The organism is Crocinitomix catalasitica ATCC 23190 (assembly GCF_000621625.1).
In the GTDB taxonomy this organism is placed as follows: Bacteria; Bacteroidota; Bacteroidia; order Flavobacteriales_D; family Crocinitomicaceae; genus Crocinitomix; species Crocinitomix catalasitica.
In genome coordinates, this window is sequence record NZ_KK211320.1 from 23,836 (window position 1) to 40,429 (window position 16,594).

Genomic DNA, 16,594 nt, shown 5'->3' on the forward strand with positions numbered 1-16,594 from the left:
ATCAACTATTTAAGAATTTTTATTCTTCTTAAGCAAAGTAATTTATGCGTGTAATTTGAAATATCACTTCTATGAATTCCAATTTCATCAAATTTATCTATTCGAACGGCACCAGAAGCATGAATGATTTTATCCCCTTCTATCAAAAGTCCAACATGATGCACCAAATCTTTATCGTTGATAAAAAAAGCTAAATCACCTTCTTTTCTTTGTGAGAAATGGATTTCTTCACCATAATTGATTTGTTGAGAAGCATCTCTGCATATTTTCATTCCTAGTATCTTGTAAATATTTTGAATGAATCCAGAACAGTCTATACCGAAAATTGATCGCCCTCCCCATAAATATGGCGTATTTAAATAAGACATCGCAACCGTTTTAATATCTGGAATTTCTTTTGATAAAGTTTCTTTAAGTTCGTAAATTGAACTCCCAATTTTAATAGATTGCATTGAATAATTAGGTAAGGTTGATCCTAACATAATATGCTGCACACCTAATGGTCCTTCTATTTTAATTAATGGTTGGTTTAATACTTTAGCTGGTTTATTATGGTATTCATCAAACTCTTCTTGATTCAAATAAATCAATTGTTTTTCGTCCATCCATCCTTCATAATTGTCATGGTGACAAATTATTTTAACCCAAGGTTTTTGAGTTTCAATTATAGATACACTCTCTCCAAATAATAGCTGTGTTACTATTTCAGCTCTATCACTACAATCGATACGAACAGGGGCTATGGATAAATGACAAACGGCAAAACTTTTCATTAATTAATTCTAATATGTTAGAGAACTAATTTACAAAGATTCTAAGAATATACAGTGATTTCTATGAAATACTGCGGCTATAAATGATAATTAGGATTCCCAACATATCGAAGCTAATATTAAAAATAACGGTCAAGTACCTGATTAAAAAACTAGTCGATCGATAGGGATATGCAGCACTTAAAACCTCAAACTAAAATACCCCCCCATATAATCCGGATTCAACTGAGGCATAAAAGTTAAATCAAGCTGCTTTTCTTTTAAATTTTTAAAAGGATTCCAGTTTTTTAGCGGCTCAAAATGATAGATCGTATTGGTGACAAGCATCGCTATACCAGCTCCTAAAAGTACATCTGGCACCCAATGCTTATTGTTTAGAATACGAATTGTTCCTGTTGAAATGGAAAATAAAAACCCACTGGCAGCAAGCAAAGGCGCCGTTTCTCTGAATTCATTATACAATACTTGACTTTGAACAAATGCTTGAGAGGTATGTCCTGAAGGATAGGCATTAAATGCACCGTTATTCGGTCGTTGAATTTTTAAACTATACTTTAGTCCCCATACTATTCCTGCCGTAATAGCTTCAGAGAATATTAAGTATTTTGTTTGGTTCCAAACTGTATTTTTAGCAGGAACTTTGAATAAATCTGCGGCATACATCATAACTACAGGCGCATAGTGAATCCAATCATCAATACCTGTGTGAAAATCTTCATCAACTCGACTTCTAAATACCTTTTGTAAACCATATTTAATAGAATCTCGCATTAAATCGACACTTAATAAACTCAAAGCAATAGGTGCTATAATTACACTTACATATTGTTTGCCAGTTTTAGTACTATCTCTTTTTGTAGTGTTCATTCCAAACGAATGAATGGACAGGATCAGTAATAGCGGGAAGAGAATGTTTTTCATTTTTTTTGACTTGGTTTCAAAGCTAAAAATTTAGATTCAATAAAACGATAGCTTAAACTAGAAATTATTAACGTTAAAGAAAGGTTTACGCCGAAATGTACAATAAGATATAGTCCAGGTTTGTTTTCAAAATCGGGTAAATATATCGCTGTTAAATACATGATTAATAAGTGGTACATGTATAGCCCATATGATATTTTTCCAAAATAATTGAAGAACTTCGTTTTGCCGAATTTATAAAATGAATTTTTACCCAAACTTTGATCAATGATAACATAAGCAAAGAAAATGGATAGGATAAAACGTTCAAAAATGACCATTTGATCTGCGAATATTTTGTTTTTCGCGATACAAATAAACAATCCAAGGGCATAAATGAATATGACTTGCCATTGCTTTAAATTCTTTAGTTTCTCAATCCATTCTCGGCCTTTAAAGACTGACAATCCAACAAAGGCTCCAGTGAGAATATCTTGAGCAACAGCGATTGTGTGATAATAAAGGATGTATTCATCTTGCCAATGATATGTTCTAAAAATAAAACAAAGAATATATAACACAAAGATTACAAATCCCAATTTCAACTTCTTAAGTCGAAGGAGAGCCCAGATAAGTACGCCCCAAAAAAGGTAAAATTGTTCTTCAACCGCAACAGACCATGGAACAGTTAAAAAGTTGATGGGGTCATTGATACCATGCCATATCTCATCAAAATTGGCTAAAAAAAGGAGGTAGTTAATTAATTTATGATCCGTATAATAATCTGAAAAGAGTAATGGGAAAATAACGAATCCCAAAAGAATAATGATAAAGTATAAAGGCCAGATGCGAAGTGTTCGCCGAATTAAAAATTTTGAAAGACTAAAACTTCCAAAATTTTTAATTTCCTCTAGAATCAAATATGTAATTAAAAAGCCGCTTAGTACGAAAAAGAAATTTACACCTAAATTGCCTTTGTCAAAAATAACAAATAGAGGTTTTAGTAAAGTTATTTCCGTTAGCGAAGGATACGCAGCCTTTAACTGGTTAATTAAATGAAAGAAAAAGACCGAGAACGCAGCAATAAATCGCAAAGCATTCAAATTGTTGAAATAAGTCTTTTGTATTTTTTCGGTTGTGATGGATGTCAAAACGTATCTTTCATTAATTTTGTGGTCAAATATACAGAAATTGGAAAATAGAGAAACATTTGATATTGCAATTGTGGGTGGTGGAATTGTTGGCGCAGCAACATTCTATAAATTACAAATGAGACATCCTGATTTAAAGATTGTCTTAATTGAAAAAGAACCAAAATTAGCGAATCACCAAACGGGACATAATTCGGGTGTAATTCATTCCGGTCTGTATTATAAGCCAGGCTCACTTAAGGCTAAAAATTGTGTTCAAGGAAGGCATGAGCTAGTCGCTTTTGCAAAAGAACATGGAGTTGCTCATGATGTTTGTGGTAAAGTTGTTGTTGCGACAAAAGAAAGTGAATTCCCGTTTATGGATAAAATTTTCGAAAATGGTATTGCAAACAATACCGAAGGCATTGAGAAAATAACGGGAAGTCAAATAAAAGATATTGAACCACATGTTGAAGGGATAGGTGGAATCTGGGTTCCTTGTACTGGGATTATTGATTTTGTTGGCGCAACAGAAAAAATGGTTGAAGTTGCTTTAGGAAAACAACCCGCGTCTAAATTGGTTTTAGGTCAAAAGGTGATTGCCATAAACGATAAAAGTGATCATAAAGAAATAGTTACTGAGCGATTGGTTTTTAATGCTAAAAAATTAATTGTTTGTGCTGGTCTGCAAGCGGATAGAATGGCGAAAAAAGACCATGTTAAACTAAAAGAAAAGGTCGTTGGATTTAGAGGTGATTATTATGAATTAACAGATGAAGCGAAATTCAAGGTGAAGAATCTAATTTACCCTGTACCAAATCCTGAATTCCCATTTTTAGGTGTTCATTTTACACGAATGACGAATGGTGAAATTGAATGTGGTCCTAATGCCGTGTTTACATTTAAACGTGAGGGTTATGGTAAGACAGACTTTAGTTGGTCTGATACTGTTGATGCCTTATCATATAAAGGAACATGGAAATTGTTTTTTGGAAATGTGAAATTTGGTATTGATGAATACCGTAGAGCGTTCTCAAAAAGACTATTCCTTAAAACATTGCAAACAATGATTCCAAGTTTAACTATGGATGATATTAAACCAGGTAGATCTGGCGTTCGAGCTTTATTATTAGGCGAAGATGGTGATACCAAAGATGATTTTAGAATTGAACATACAGCAGATAGTATTCACGTGTTGAATGCACCTTCACCTGCAGCAACTGCATCATTAGCTATAGGCGAATACATCGCAATAATGGCGGAAGACAAGTTTGGACTAAAATAAATTTAATTTTATTTGCAGTTAAGGCTGAATTTTGAGTCTAGCGTCTGGAACAATATCTAGCGGAGCAAATTCTTTTGCTAAATATTTATAATGACCAGCAATTGCAATCATTGCAGCATTGTCTGTGCAAAACTCGAACGAAGGAATAAAAGTTGTCCATTGCTCAATTTTACCAATTCTATTTAATTCACTACGCAATAAAGAATTGGCAGAAACCCCACCTGCAATTGCTATTTGATTCACATTGTGATCCTTTGCAGCTTTAACTAATTTTTTGAAAAGTGTTTTGATTATCGTGTGTTGATAGGATGCACAAATATCCGCTTTATTGTTTTCTATAAAACGGGCATCGTTTTTCATTTCCTTCTGCAGAAAATACAGCAAATTAGTCTTCAGGCCACTAAAACTGTAATTATAGTCTTTTATTGAAGCAATGGGGAATTTAAACTTATGAGGATTTCCATCTTTGGCAAACTTATCAATCAATGGGCCGCCAGGGTAGGGAATTCCCATGATTTTAGCCGCTTTATCAAAAGCTTCACCGGCAGCATCATCAATCGTTTGCCCTATAATTTTCATTTTAAAATAATCCTCAACTAAAACCAATTGCGTATGTCCTCCAGAAACTGTCATGCAGATAAATGGAAATTGAGGATAAACATTCGTATCGTTACCTATAAAATGCGCCAAAATATGACCTTGCATATGGTTGATTTCGATTAACGGTTTATCCAATGCATAAGCAAAACTTTTAGCAAAACTTGTTCCAACAACTAACGAACCTAAAAGACCTGGTCCTCGCGTAAAAGCGATTGCAGAAAGATCTGATTTTTTAATGTTCGCCGCCTTGATAGCTTTTTGTACAACTGGAATTATATTTTGTTGATGCGCACGTGAAGCCAATTCAGGAACTACGCCTCCAAATTCTTCATGAACAGCTTGATTAGCTACAATATTAGATAGGATTTTACCGTTCTTAATAACAGCTGCGGATGTATCATCACATGATGATTCTATTCCTAAAATTATAACGTCCTTTTCGATCAATTGATTACTTTTACATAAAAATTAAACTATCACAAAATTACTGAAAATACTGAAAGGAACTGGTCAATTCTTCCATCTATTAATCGAGTTGGTGGTCTTAATTTTGGTATTGCTATTATTTGGCATCAGAACATCTGGTTTTCAGACCTTTTTAGCGCATCAAGCTTCAAGTTATTTAAGCAAAGAGCTAGGAACTGAAATACGAATTGATAAAGTTGATATCGTATTTGTTGACATCATCGATATAAAAGGCATTTATGTTGAGGATAAAATAAAAGATACTTTACTCAGTACCGGAGAAATTCGCGTAAATATTTCTGGCTTTGATTTTGCAATTCCAAAGATTGATATTGAAGAGGTACTGCTAGCGGATGCAACCGTCAATTTAATCAAATATAAAAATGATACAACATTTAACTTTCAACATTTAGTCGATTATTTTGCGACGGAAAGCGAAGATACTTCATCAACAAAATTCGAGCTAAACGTTGCAAAAGTGATTTTGAGTAATGTCAACTTTAAATTCCACGACGAGAATTCAGAAGCTGTTCTAAATGGAATGGACTTTGCGAATATTGGCGTGAATAACCTATCTGGTACTTTGTCCCAATTCGGTTTACAGGGTGACTCTATTCTTGTAAAGGTTGAAGATTTAGGATTTGGTGAAAGAAGTGGATTGAAATTAGTAAACCTATCTGCGGATGTGCTTTATTCTCCGCAATTAATCAGTTTAAAAGATTTAAATTTAGGCTTGTCTCAAACAATTTTAAAAGCTGATTATTTTGAAATGCATACACCTAATGGGAGCGAGGATTATAGTGATTTTGTGAATAAAGTTGTCATGCGTGGTAAAATTAAAGCTTCAAAAATAAACCTCGCCGATTTAGCCTTCTTCGTTCCGGATATTTACGGAATGAATAATACAGTGAATATTGATCATGTTGAATTCGACGGACCGGTTTATGGTATGTTATTGAATGAAACTAAGATTCACATTCTTAATGATACGAAGCTTATCGGAGATTTTCAAATTCCAAATTTAAGTAATATAGACTCCGCAAGGTTCGAAGAAAATATTCAATTATTCACGACGAGTGTTGCAGATCTTGAAAAATTAAAACTCACTCCATTTTTAGAGGGGCAAGATTATCTTGAACTGCCAGCTAATTTTCACCAAGCCAATCTAATTCGTTTAGAAAAAGGTGTTTTTTCAGGTGTATTATCTAATTTCAAAGCAGCAGGTAAATTAAGTTCGGATATTGGGAATGTTTCGGCGCTAAACGGGATTCGATTTAAGCTAGATCAAAACAATGTTTACCATTATAATGGAATCGTAAAATCTAATCAAGATATAATATTAGAAAATCTAAACCTCGGATTAATTGCTGGTGATGCATCACTTGGAATGTTGTCAGGATATATATCGATAAAGGAAGGATCTAAAGGATTTAGTACTAAAGATATGAAGCTCTTGCTTGATGGAAATATCTCTAACGTTACTTATAATAATTACACTTATAATAATATTTTAATAAAAGACGGGGTATATGCGAAGAGTCGTTTTGATGGTGATGTGAAAATTGATGACGAATATTTAAAAATTGATTATAGCGGATATGTTGATTTTAAGAAAGATTTAATATTCAATTTTAAATTAAACATAGCGCAGGCCGAATTTGTAAAGTTGAACCTTATTACTGATAGTGTTCGACATGATCTTCAGACTGATATTGACGTGAATATAAGTGGAACAGACTTAAATAAGTTAACAGGTACAGCAAGAATTGCTAGTATCAACTATAGTTTAGGTGAAACGAATTTTAAGGCAGAGAATATTAATTTGGCCATTACTAGAAGTGAAGTGAATGATAGCATTTTATTGCGGTCAGATATACTTGATTTAGATCTTGTAGGTAAGTTTGATTTATTAAAATTAACCCCTATTATTCAGCATCAATTGTCACACGTTATTGACCATTTTATTGAAGATACTGACATAGAAAAAACAGGTAATGAATATTTCGATCTTAAAGTTAATTTGAAAGATATAAATCCAATTTTAGCCTTTGTTGATACGAATATCACAATTTCAGCAAATAGCCAAATTCTTGCCAATTTCAACGCTGAAAAAGAACAGTTATCCTTTGATGTTACCGCTGAAAAGGTGCAATACGCCAAAATGGTTTTTGAAAAAATAAACTTACATAATTATTTTGATAGCACACGCGCAAATATTAGATACGAAATTGATATGGCGCAGGTATCGGATAGTTTAAGTGTAAGAAATGTTCTTTTAAAATCAGATATAAAAGACAATGTATTATTTACTGATTTTGGCTGGGACGGCAGCGGTAAAGTAGAGCCAGCATTTTTAGCATTTAAAACAAGTTTATCTGAAAATCAAGATGTTTTGACCGAATTTGATAATTCCTTCTTCTTTTTGCAAGAAAACAAATGGAATATTAGTTCATCATCCAAACTATTGTGGAATACGGATATCGTAGAACTGACAGATTTTGATATCGAAAATGGTCCGCACTTAATTCAATTTAATGGAAAAGTATCCAAAGATCCAAGTGATTGGTTGTATTTTAAAATAAAGGATTTTGATTTGGCAACCTTAAATGGATTATTGGGAGGAACAACTATTGGAGGTGTTGTGAATGTCGATGGTGGAATTTCAGATGTTTACGAGAATATTAAGTTTATGTCTCTTTCAGAAATAACTGATCTTGTTGTAGATAAAGAAAAAGTTGGCGATATAATTTTAGACAATACATGGGATATTGAAAGCAGCAGTGTTGGAATTAAAGGAGCGCTATTAAGGGATAAAAAAGAAACCTTCAAATTCAAAGGAAATTACTTCACAAAAAGAGAAAAGGACAATTTAGATATGGATTTAATATTTGACAATACGGATATTGGATTTTTAAATGCTTTTTCAGATCCTGAACTGTATAAAAATATTAAAGGTATTTTAAACGGTTCGCTGCAAGTGACAGGGGAATTAGATAATCCTATTATTGAAGGTGATTTAGATGTCGTATCGGCCAATATAAATGTGCCAATGTTTAATGTTGATTTTGGTCTCTCAGGATTATTAGAATTTGGTGATGGTGAGTTGATTACTAAATCAATGTATGTAACAGATGAAAAAGGAAATAATTCATTGGCCATGTTTCAAATTTATCATTATGACTGGGCAAATTGGAATTATGATATCAGTTTAGAAATGTCAAAAGCTGTTGGTTCTGAAAAATTCATGGTGATGAATACTAAATATAACGAAGGTGATTTTTATTATGGAGCGGCTTATATTTCAGGCTTTGTTAATATTTCTAACCCCAATAAATTAACCGAAATTGAAGTAAACGCTAAAACTGAAAAGGGCACAGATTTAAAATTAGCGATGTACGGAACGTCCGAATTGGATGATGCATCCTTTATTGTTTTTGACTCTATTGTACCGCGATATATTGCAGGTGATACTTTAAATAAAAATGCCAAAATAGAAAACTCGGGATTGATTCTTAAAATGAATTTTGATATAACCCAAGATGCAAAAGTTGCCATCATTTTCGATCCAATATATGAGGATCAGATTTTGGTAAATGGGGGAGAGGGTGATTTGACCATTAAAATGGATGAGTATGGATCTTTAGATATGTTTGGAAATTATACCATCATTGATGGGAAATACAATATGAGAATGAAGAATATTGTAGGAAAAGACTTTACGATTCGTAATGGTAGTAATTTAGTTTGGTCAGGTTCACCTTATGATGCTAGGATAGATATTTATGCTGATTTTGAACGGTATATTTCATTAAAAGATATTATGCCGCTCGATCCTGATGATCCTGATGGTACTTCTAATTCAAGTAAAGAGAAAGTTATAGGAACACTTGAAATGAGCTCTACATTAATGGCACCAAAATTAACTTTTGATATCAATTCGCCTACAGCGTCGGATCTAGGTAAAGCGGCAATTGAAGCGTTAAAAGCAGATCAGGATCACTTGAATAAACAATTTTTCTCATTGTTAATTTTAAATAAATTTTTACCAACTCAGGGTGCTAGTGGGGCAGGAAGTAATGTGGTATCGGGAATTGCCGAGCAGCAAATAAATGCGCTATTGAGTAATGTTAGTGAGAATTATCAAATAGCAGCGAATCTTGAAAATGGTAAAACAGCATTGGGTGTATCTACACAGATTAATGATAAAATAAGCGTAATTACTAGTCTTGGTGTATTATCAGACGAAGAGTCTTCGGGTGATATTGTTGGAGATGTGGTGATAGAATACCGTTTAAATGATGACGGATCCTTTACTGTTAATGCATTCAACGAATCTAATGACGGAAGTGATGCAGAAACAGGTCCATTTACGCAGGGTGTTGGTCTTCATTATCAAGAATCTTTTAATAATGCGCGTGACTTTAAATTATTACAAGGATTTTTAAATATATTTAGACCTTCAAGTAAAGATGTAAACATTAAACAAAGTAAAGCCAGTGGTCGTAAAAGGCCAGTTGCAGGCGCAAGAGAAAAATTGGAAGTTGGACTTAAATCCGAAGATCCCGAAATTGAAGCAAATTAAAAGAATATGAAGAAAGTATTAGTCGCAAATAGAGGAGAAATAGCATTAAGAATAATGCGAACGTTGAAAAGTATGAACATTAAAAGTGTTGCTATATATTCAACAATTGACGCAGATGCTCCTTTTGTTAAATTTGCAGATGAAGCATATTGTGTTGGAGAACCAGCACCTTCAGAGAGTTATTTAAATATTGATAAAATTCTTGAAGTAGCAATTCAAACAAATACAGACGGAATTCATCCGGCATATGGATTTTTATCAGAGAATGCCGAATTCGCACAACGTGTTTCGGACTTAGGAATCAAATTCATTGGGCCTTCTATTGAAGCAATCAATGTAATGGGCGACAAATTGGATGCTAAACAAGCCGTTAAAGCGTTTGATGTGCCAATGGTACCTGGAACGGATGAAGAAATTCTAGATTTAGATTTAGGTAAGAAGATTGCCGCAGAAATTGGCTATCCAATTTTAATAAAAGCTTCTGCCGGTGGTGGAGGTAAAGGAATGAGAGTTATTGAACATGACGGAGAGTTTGATAGTCAGTTTAAAAGAGCCGTTTCTGAAGCTGTTTCTTCTTTTGGTAATGGAGCCGTTTTTATTGAGAAGTTTGTACAAGAACCAAAGCATATAGAAATTCAAGTTATTGCTGATCAACATGGAAATGTATTGCATTTAAATGAGCGTGAATGTTCTATTCAGAGAAGACATCAAAAAGTTATAGAAGAAGCACCATCTCCAGTCGTTGATGCTGATTTGAGAAAAAAGATGGGCGATGCAGCAATTAATGTAGCGCGTGCGTGTAATTATGAGGGTGTCGGAACAGTTGAATTTTTATTGGATAAAAATAAAAAATTCTATTTCCTTGAAATGAATACACGTTTACAGGTTGAACATCCTGTGACTGAAATGATAACTGGACTAGATTTAGTTGAAGAGCAAATTAAAGTAGCTCGAGGAGAAAAATTAGGTTACTCGCAAGAAGAAGTGCAATTAAATGGCCATGCTATTGAAGTGAGAGTTTATGCTGAAGATCCTGAAAACGATTTCTTACCAGATTTAGGTAGTTTGGTGCATTATAAGCGTCCAACTGGATTAGGGGTTAGGGTAGATGACGGTTACGAGCAAGGAATGACTATTCCTTTGACTTACGATCCGATGATCGCTAAATTGATCGTACATGGTAAAAACCGTGAAGAAGCAATTGAAAAAACGATTAAAGCGATCAGTGATTATGAAATTGCTGGGTTTAGTACGACGCTAGGTTTTTGTCGTTATGCAATTGATCATGCTGCTTTTAGAGATGGTAGTTTTACGATTAACTTTGTAAATGAATTCTTTAAGCCAGAAGTATTGCGTAAAGAAATTACTACTGATAAATCTGCAGCAGCACTCAAATTATTCAGATCGTTAGGGAAAGAACAGGTTAAACAAAGTATTAAGGCTCCGTTGTCTGCTTGGAAAATTAATCGATAATCACGTGATTGGGTTTAGTTTTTAACGATTTGTTGCGTTAAGATAAGTTCATTATCAGCATTTCTGACTTCGGTAATGTAAAGGCCTTTTTTAAGATGGCTTAAACTAATATGTTTTTTATTGGTTGAAAGTACAATGCTGCCGCTTAAATCGTAGATTATACATTTTGTATCTGTTGGATAGGGAATGTGTATACTTCCAGTTGTAGGGTTCGGGAATAATCGCAATACTTCCTGATCGTCAGACTTGTCATTGTCTAAGAAATTTATTATTCCCATATAAAGTGCCGCTTTTGATCCGCCTCTAGCTTCGGCTGCTAAGTAAAAATATTCATCGATGTATTCAATTCCTTCAATTTGTATTGATCCAAGAACAGAAGCTTCGAATCGTCTTTTGGTTGTTGCTTCAGAAAAATGATCACCTGAAAAACCAGTGATATAATAGATGTAAGGATCTCGAACATCATATCCACATAAGTAAATTTCGTTTGCTACAGCACTATATGTAGCGCCTGTAATCATGCAATTTGGATCTAACGAATCTTTACGACTTATTGTATAGTCACCAGGGGATTTGGATAAAGCATAAATATTTGATTTAAAATCTCCCCAATTTTTAGTGAATATATATAAACTATCGTCTAAAGAAATTATACTTTCTGCATCAAAATTAGTTGAATATGGTCCAGGGCTAAAATCTATTTGTTCCGCATAATTAAATTTTATGGTATCGGCAATGACTGTCGGCATAGATAGAAAGTCTGATTTACTTATTTTGTAAATCATCAAATTTGTTCTATTACCATCATTATTTCCAAAGTCAGCGATGTAGATATAATCTTCATCATAGGTAATATCTTCCCAATCAATATTGGTAGCATTCTCAACCATAACCGTTCGAATTACTTCTCCCGAAACTGGGTCAATTTCATACAAATTAGCGTCGTCACCAGAATCATTGTGTCCGATAAGTCGGCCTTCTATCCAAATAATACCTGATACTTCTGATATTGTTGTGTTGAGTTCAGTTTGAATATCTAAAATAACTTGAGCATTGGTTTGAAAGCTCATAGTGACGAGAATACTAAGAATAATTTTGGCTAATTTCATTTATCGAAATTTTTGTAACGATCATTTTTTATCATCGTCTTTTTTAATGCTTTCTTTAATTTTTTGTCTCTCCTTTTACTTTTAATTTCATAAATCTTATCTACTGATTGTATTTTGAGCATATGTAAAGAGAATAGATATTTTTCAATATAAGCATTTTCCTCAACTTCAGTAAGGTTACTTTTATTAGATAATAGCCTGAACAATTCAGCAGCGATACTGTAGGACTTGAGTTCTAAAGCTCTGTTTGCAAAGCGTTCATAATCTCCTTCAATTCTTCGTGGATCAACAAAATAATCATAGATTATTAATCTGATTTGATTCTGATAGGCTTCAACTTTATTGCTTGCAGGAATGGTATCAATTGAAAAGGGATTCAATTTAAAGAGGTAAGAAGAATTAGATTCATCTTCAAAAATATTTTCTTGACTTTTAAGATTTAAACTGTCAAAGTTAAAATTGGCAAATTTTGCAAATCCATAAGCACTTTTTACGTTGGATTCAAACAAATTGGTCATCACATTATTGGCTGAATCTAATAAATTATCATTTTTGAATTGAATCGCTTTGCGTGACATGGTTTCTTGCTTTTGAGCACAATAAGATGAGCGCCAACTCAATTCGGTTAATAAATAAATAATGATAGATTCTTGTGCTGAAAAATTATACATGATTTGAGCATAAGTTTGCGCAAATTCAAATCTGCCGTCCATTACTAAAGCAAATAACTTTATTGTTGGTAATAATGTGGGTGCTTCTTTAAGTTGTTCATTCGCGAGCCAATAAATAGGGTTCGAATCGAATTTTTCTTCAACTGACAAAGTTGTATCCTTTAAAAGTAGATCTAAATCATTCGCAAATACAGCAATTTCAGGCGATACATATTCATAATTCTGAAGATGCAATTGAAGTAAGGGCATAGCAACTTCAGCTGCCCAGTTTTTTGTTTGGGCAACAAGACTTTGAATGGGTTCGTTTTTATATGATTCGCGGGGAAGATTCCTTAGCTTAGGAATAGCAGGAGTATAAACCGCTTTTCTATTCTTATTCCCCCCATTTAACTTGCAGCGAAAGGTCGTCTGAAAATTTGTGATGGTTGTAAAGACTGGATCAATACTTGAAAAAGCACTGTCAAGCTTGTTTTGGAATTCAACCGATAATTCAGGTTTTGCGTGGAAGGAATATTGAGGTCTTAATTCTTTGCTAAAATATTGAATGATTACTAGATCTGTTGGAACATCATAAAATTTTGAAACCGTCTCAAATGTGCTTTCAAAATTCGTTGCATATTGACTATAGTCATTCCCCTCAAAATTCAATAAGGTCAATAGTTCGTGTTGCTCAAATTTTGTTGAGGCATCAGTGATTTGTCCGTAAACATTCAATGTCTTAAATATTATGGATAAGAGAATTATAAGGAAGTTTTTCATCATTTTTTGCAAGGCTAATTACCATTCAAAATTACATATTAAGTTTTGTAAAGCATACAAATAATTATAATTTCGAATTTGAAAACAAATTAAACGTACATTTAAGTTTTAAACAAAAGAATATGATACTAACGACTACAGAAACCATTCCGAATAAAGAAATTACAGAAATTATAGGCATTGCAAGAGGGAGTACCGTTCGGGCTAGAAATGTTGGACGTGATATTTTTGCGAGTTTAAAAAACTTGGTCGGTGGAGAGATAGAAGAATATACAAAGTTGCAAGCAGAGGCTCGAGAGCAGGCGATGCAAAGAATGACCGATGATGCGTTAAGACTAGGTGCAGATGCAATTTTGAATGTTCGAATTACAACTTCTATGGTTATGCAGGGTGCATCAGAAATAATGGCTTATGGAACGGCTGTAAAGCTTAAATAATGGAAGCAATAGCAAATATAATATTGTCAATTCAGAGCTTAATTGTTGTTGTTTTAGCAGTGATTATTATTGTTTTGATTGTTCGAAGAAATAGAATTAAAAAAACAGAAAATTTCGAAAATCGAGACAACTAAGTGTGATTAATAGAAATTAAAATCATTGCCGTTAACCCATCGTTCCATATTTTTCGGTGTGAAAAAGGCGCCAATATAAAAAATACCACTGTCGTTAAAAGCTTGACTGTTTTTTGCAATTTCTTTTATAGGACCTTCGTTTTCGTAATAATTAGAATGGACGAACCAAATTTTATCACCTTGCTTCAGTAAAAAGCCAACATGTGATGATAGTCCTACAATATAAAGTTGATCAGGAAGATTTATGATGGAAAGTAAAGCAGTTTTTTTATCCGGATATTGGTCTGTTTTTTCACAAATGCTTTCAACAATATTGGAAGAATACATTTTTGCAAGATCAAATCTATTCCATTTAAACCCAATATGCTTTAAAGTTGTTGAAACAAAGTATCCACAGGCAATTATTTTGTCATTCCCAGGTCGATTTGTATAACCGTTATAATCCCATTTCGTTCCAATCCAATAGGGGAATATTTTCTGATCAAATGAATTAATTAAAAAGGCCTTACAGCTATCATTTGAAACCGGGTGTGATTTAAAATTTAACCTATCCTTTTCAATCTGCTCTAATTGTTGGTCATAAGTCAAAATTTGATTAGTGTGTATTGTTTCTTGAACACTTTTTATATCAGCATTAATGGTTGCAATCGTGAATACTGAAGCGAAAAGTGTCTTTATAATCATAATCTTGTTTTAATTATAAATACAAAATAAGTAAAAAGTAACAATTGCTATTTTCTTCCGAAATCTGCAGGAATCTCACCCCAAACTTTCGTTTCCCATTTTAATATAGGGTTCTTAAACGTATTTTTCTTTAGCCACGATTCAGCTCGTAATATTAAATTATGAACGTCCGGTTGTGGCTGTTTGGTTGTTTTACACATTTTCTTCTTTACCCATCCCATGGCGATTCTAGAGTCTGAATAAATGGGCATTTCCTTCATTTTTGGATCTTTATGGCTGTTTAAATAAGCCAAAGCATGAACCAAAGCCAAGAATTCACCGATATTATTCGATCCTCTTTTATAGGGACCTACCTTAAATACATTTTCTTTGCTAAAAGTCCAAACACCTTGATATTCGAAATCACCTTTCCCATTACAGGCGGCATCTACAGCAAGACTTAATTCTATGGGATCGCCAATACGATCTAAATCTTTATCTGAAAGGTCTTTGGTTTTTTTATAATCACCATCCTTATAATTATCAGGGTGATCGTTATATGCTTTTTCTGCAAGATTTTTACTTCCAAAGGTCTTGTAAATAGCTTTAGGAAAACCTCTAATTTGTTTTAATACCTCGTTCCAATCGGTATAAATTCCAGGAGTATGCCCATGCCAAACAACATAATAATATTGTTTTTTATTCGGGTCGGGAGCAACGCTATCTGGATCTTTAAATGCTTTTTGCGCATCTTCTAAGCTTGTAAAAGATTTGAATTTAGCATTTGCATACCCTTTTATTTCTCGTTTACAATCATCCCACGAACGATATATACCTGGAGTATTGCCTTCCCAAACAACATAATATTTTACCTGCTTAGCCATGAAAGCAAATTTAAGGTTTAATTCGATTTAACAAAAGGTTCATTTTACACAGTGGAAACATTTTTAACTTATTTTGTTTCCGTTGTATAAAAAGTTTTTAACTTTGCGGCATGGATAAGAAGAAGAAAGAGATAATAGCCGCTGCCTTAGACGTTTATTTGCAGTACGGAGTAAAATCCGTTACTATGGATGAAATGGCCCGTCAGCTTGGCGTTTCGAAAAAGACATTATACCAGTATTTTACTGATAAGAATGATATTGTAGATTCTTGTTTAACTTATGCATTAGAATGTGACCTAGCCGATTTAAAAAGCGTCTTTAATCATGGAGAAAATGCAATTCAAGAATTAATGCAGGTTAGTAAGAAGGTAATGAAACAGTTAAAAGATATTCATCCGTCAATATTTTTTGATTTAAGTAAATACCATCCTAAGTCTTTAACAAAGATAAGCTCCCAAAAAAATTCGGAAATAAAAGATTTATTATTAAATAATTTAAAAAAAGGCGTAAAGGAAGGATTGTTTCGCGATAATCTTAATGCAGAAATCTTAGCTAATATTCATATGGCATTGATGGAGCATTTAATGTCAAATGACTTAACCGAAGGTCATACTTACGGTCCTGAAGTAATTTATTCTGAATTTTTCAGATACCATATTCGAGGGATTGCGAGTACAAAAGGGTTGGCCTATTTAAAAGAAATGATCAAAAACGATGAAAATTTATAAA

Annotated in this window: 12 protein-coding genes and 2 pseudogenes; 5 read left to right on the forward strand and 9 right to left on the reverse strand. The window is 33.3% G+C overall.

The genetic code is table 11. The annotated features are described in order from the left end of the window. Positions 1 to 5 precede the first annotated feature (5 nt). From T367_RS0120655 to T367_RS0120665, 3 genes are all read right to left on the reverse strand, one after another. Positions 6 to 773: a C40 family peptidase gene (locus T367_RS0120655; RefSeq protein ID WP_027421525.1), complete on the reverse strand. Its 768-nt coding sequence runs from the start codon at positions 771 to 773 to the stop codon at positions 6 to 8. A gap of 180 nt (positions 774 to 953) precedes the next feature. After that, a complete protein-coding gene (locus tag T367_RS23455) occupies positions 954 to 1,694 on the reverse strand; it encodes a phosphatase PAP2 family protein (protein ID WP_035846976.1) in 741 nt (246 codons plus the stop codon). Further along, positions 1,691 to 2,824 (reverse strand): acyltransferase family protein, encoded by a 1,134-nt coding sequence (locus T367_RS0120665; RefSeq protein WP_027421526.1) that lies wholly within the window; start codon positions 2,822 to 2,824, stop codon positions 1,691 to 1,693. The genes T367_RS23455 and T367_RS0120665 overlap by 4 nt, the downstream gene beginning before the upstream one ends. A 40-nt stretch (positions 2,825 to 2,864) precedes the next feature. Between T367_RS0120665 and lhgO the strand changes: the two genes are divergently transcribed. Continuing rightward, entirely contained in the window at positions 2,865 to 4,088 is a 1,224-nt protein-coding gene (gene lhgO, locus T367_RS0120670; protein ID WP_027421527.1) for an L-2-hydroxyglutarate oxidase, read from the forward strand. Between the two features lie 18 nt (positions 4,089 to 4,106). Here the strand turns inward: lhgO and tsaD are convergent, their stop codons facing one another. Further along, positions 4,107 to 5,135, reverse strand: a complete 1,029-nt coding sequence (tsaD, locus tag T367_RS0120675; protein ID WP_027421528.1) for a tRNA (adenosine(37)-N6)-threonylcarbamoyltransferase complex transferase subunit TsaD — start codon at positions 5,133 to 5,135, stop codon at positions 4,107 to 4,109. A 103-nt stretch (positions 5,136 to 5,238) separates the two neighbouring features. On the opposite strand from tsaD, the gene T367_RS0120680 reads away from it, so the two are divergent. Both T367_RS0120680 and T367_RS0120685 read left to right on the forward strand, forming a co-directional pair. After that, positions 5,239 to 9,735, forward strand: coding sequence for a translocation/assembly module TamB domain-containing protein (locus T367_RS0120680; protein WP_157454345.1), 4,497 nt, complete (start codon positions 5,239 to 5,241; stop codon positions 9,733 to 9,735). A gap of 6 nt (positions 9,736 to 9,741) precedes the next feature. Then, entirely contained in the window at positions 9,742 to 11,208 is a 1,467-nt protein-coding gene (locus tag T367_RS0120685) for an acetyl-CoA carboxylase biotin carboxylase subunit (RefSeq protein WP_027421530.1), read from the forward strand. A gap of 14 nt (positions 11,209 to 11,222) precedes the next feature. Here the strand turns inward: T367_RS0120685 and T367_RS24420 are convergent, their stop codons facing one another. Next, a complete protein-coding gene (locus T367_RS24420) occupies positions 11,223 to 12,317 on the reverse strand; it encodes a T9SS type A sorting domain-containing protein (RefSeq protein WP_051568717.1) in 1,095 nt (364 codons plus the stop codon). Further along, on the reverse strand, positions 12,314 to 13,750 hold the full coding sequence (locus T367_RS0120695; RefSeq protein ID WP_027421531.1) for a hypothetical protein: 1,437 nt from the start codon (positions 13,748 to 13,750) through the stop codon (positions 12,314 to 12,316). The genes T367_RS24420 and T367_RS0120695 overlap by 4 nt, the downstream gene beginning before the upstream one ends. Before the next feature lie 119 nt (positions 13,751 to 13,869). Between T367_RS0120695 and T367_RS0120700 the strand changes: the two genes are divergently transcribed. Continuing rightward, positions 13,870 to 14,184 (forward strand): YbjQ family protein, encoded by a 315-nt coding sequence (locus tag T367_RS0120700; RefSeq protein ID WP_027421532.1) that lies wholly within the window; start codon positions 13,870 to 13,872, stop codon positions 14,182 to 14,184. A gap of 140 nt (positions 14,185 to 14,324) precedes the next feature. Here the strand turns inward: T367_RS0120700 and T367_RS24425 are convergent, their stop codons facing one another. The 3 genes and pseudogenes from T367_RS24425 to T367_RS25655 form a co-directional block, all read right to left on the reverse strand. Next, a complete protein-coding gene (locus tag T367_RS24425; RefSeq protein ID WP_051568718.1) occupies positions 14,325 to 15,002 on the reverse strand; it encodes a hypothetical protein in 678 nt (225 codons plus the stop codon). Between the two features lie 47 nt (positions 15,003 to 15,049). Beyond that, positions 15,050 to 15,679 (reverse strand): annotated as a pseudogene (locus T367_RS23470) (ribonuclease H1 domain-containing protein); the annotation flags it as partial. A gap of 54 nt (positions 15,680 to 15,733) precedes the next feature. Then, positions 15,734 to 15,865: pseudogene (locus T367_RS25655) on the reverse strand (ribonuclease H1 domain-containing protein); the annotation flags it as partial. Positions 15,866 to 15,975: 110 nt separating this feature from the next. On the opposite strand from T367_RS25655, the gene T367_RS0120720 reads away from it, so the two are divergent. Then, a complete protein-coding gene (locus tag T367_RS0120720; protein ID WP_027421533.1) occupies positions 15,976 to 16,593 on the forward strand; it encodes a TetR/AcrR family transcriptional regulator in 618 nt (205 codons plus the stop codon). Position 16,594 lies beyond the last annotated feature (1 nt).

What these genes read in the sequence shown, in the direction of transcription:
- T367_RS0120655 (WP_027421525.1), bottom strand. Translation starts at nt 773, where the DNA reads ATGAAAAGTTTTGCCGTTTGTCATTTATCCATAGCCCCTGTTCGTATC.
- T367_RS23455 (WP_035846976.1), bottom strand. Translation starts at nt 1,694, where the DNA reads ATGAAAAACATTCTCTTCCCGCTATTACTGATCCTGTCCATTCATTCG.
- T367_RS0120685 (WP_027421530.1), top strand. Translation starts at nt 9,742, where the DNA reads ATGAAGAAAGTATTAGTCGCAAATAGAGGAGAAATAGCATTAAGAATA.
- T367_RS24420 (WP_051568717.1), bottom strand. Translation starts at nt 12,317, where the DNA reads ATGAAATTAGCCAAAATTATTCTTAGTATTCTCGTCACTATGAGCTTT.
- T367_RS0120695 (WP_027421531.1), bottom strand. Translation starts at nt 13,750, where the DNA reads ATGATGAAAAACTTCCTTATAATTCTCTTATCCATAATATTTAAGACA.
- T367_RS0120700 (WP_027421532.1), top strand. Translation starts at nt 13,870, where the DNA reads ATGATACTAACGACTACAGAAACCATTCCGAATAAAGAAATTACAGAA.
- T367_RS24425 (WP_051568718.1), bottom strand. Translation starts at nt 15,002, where the DNA reads ATGATTATAAAGACACTTTTCGCTTCAGTATTCACGATTGCAACCATT.
- T367_RS0120720 (WP_027421533.1), top strand. Translation starts at nt 15,976, where the DNA reads ATGGATAAGAAGAAGAAAGAGATAATAGCCGCTGCCTTAGACGTTTAT.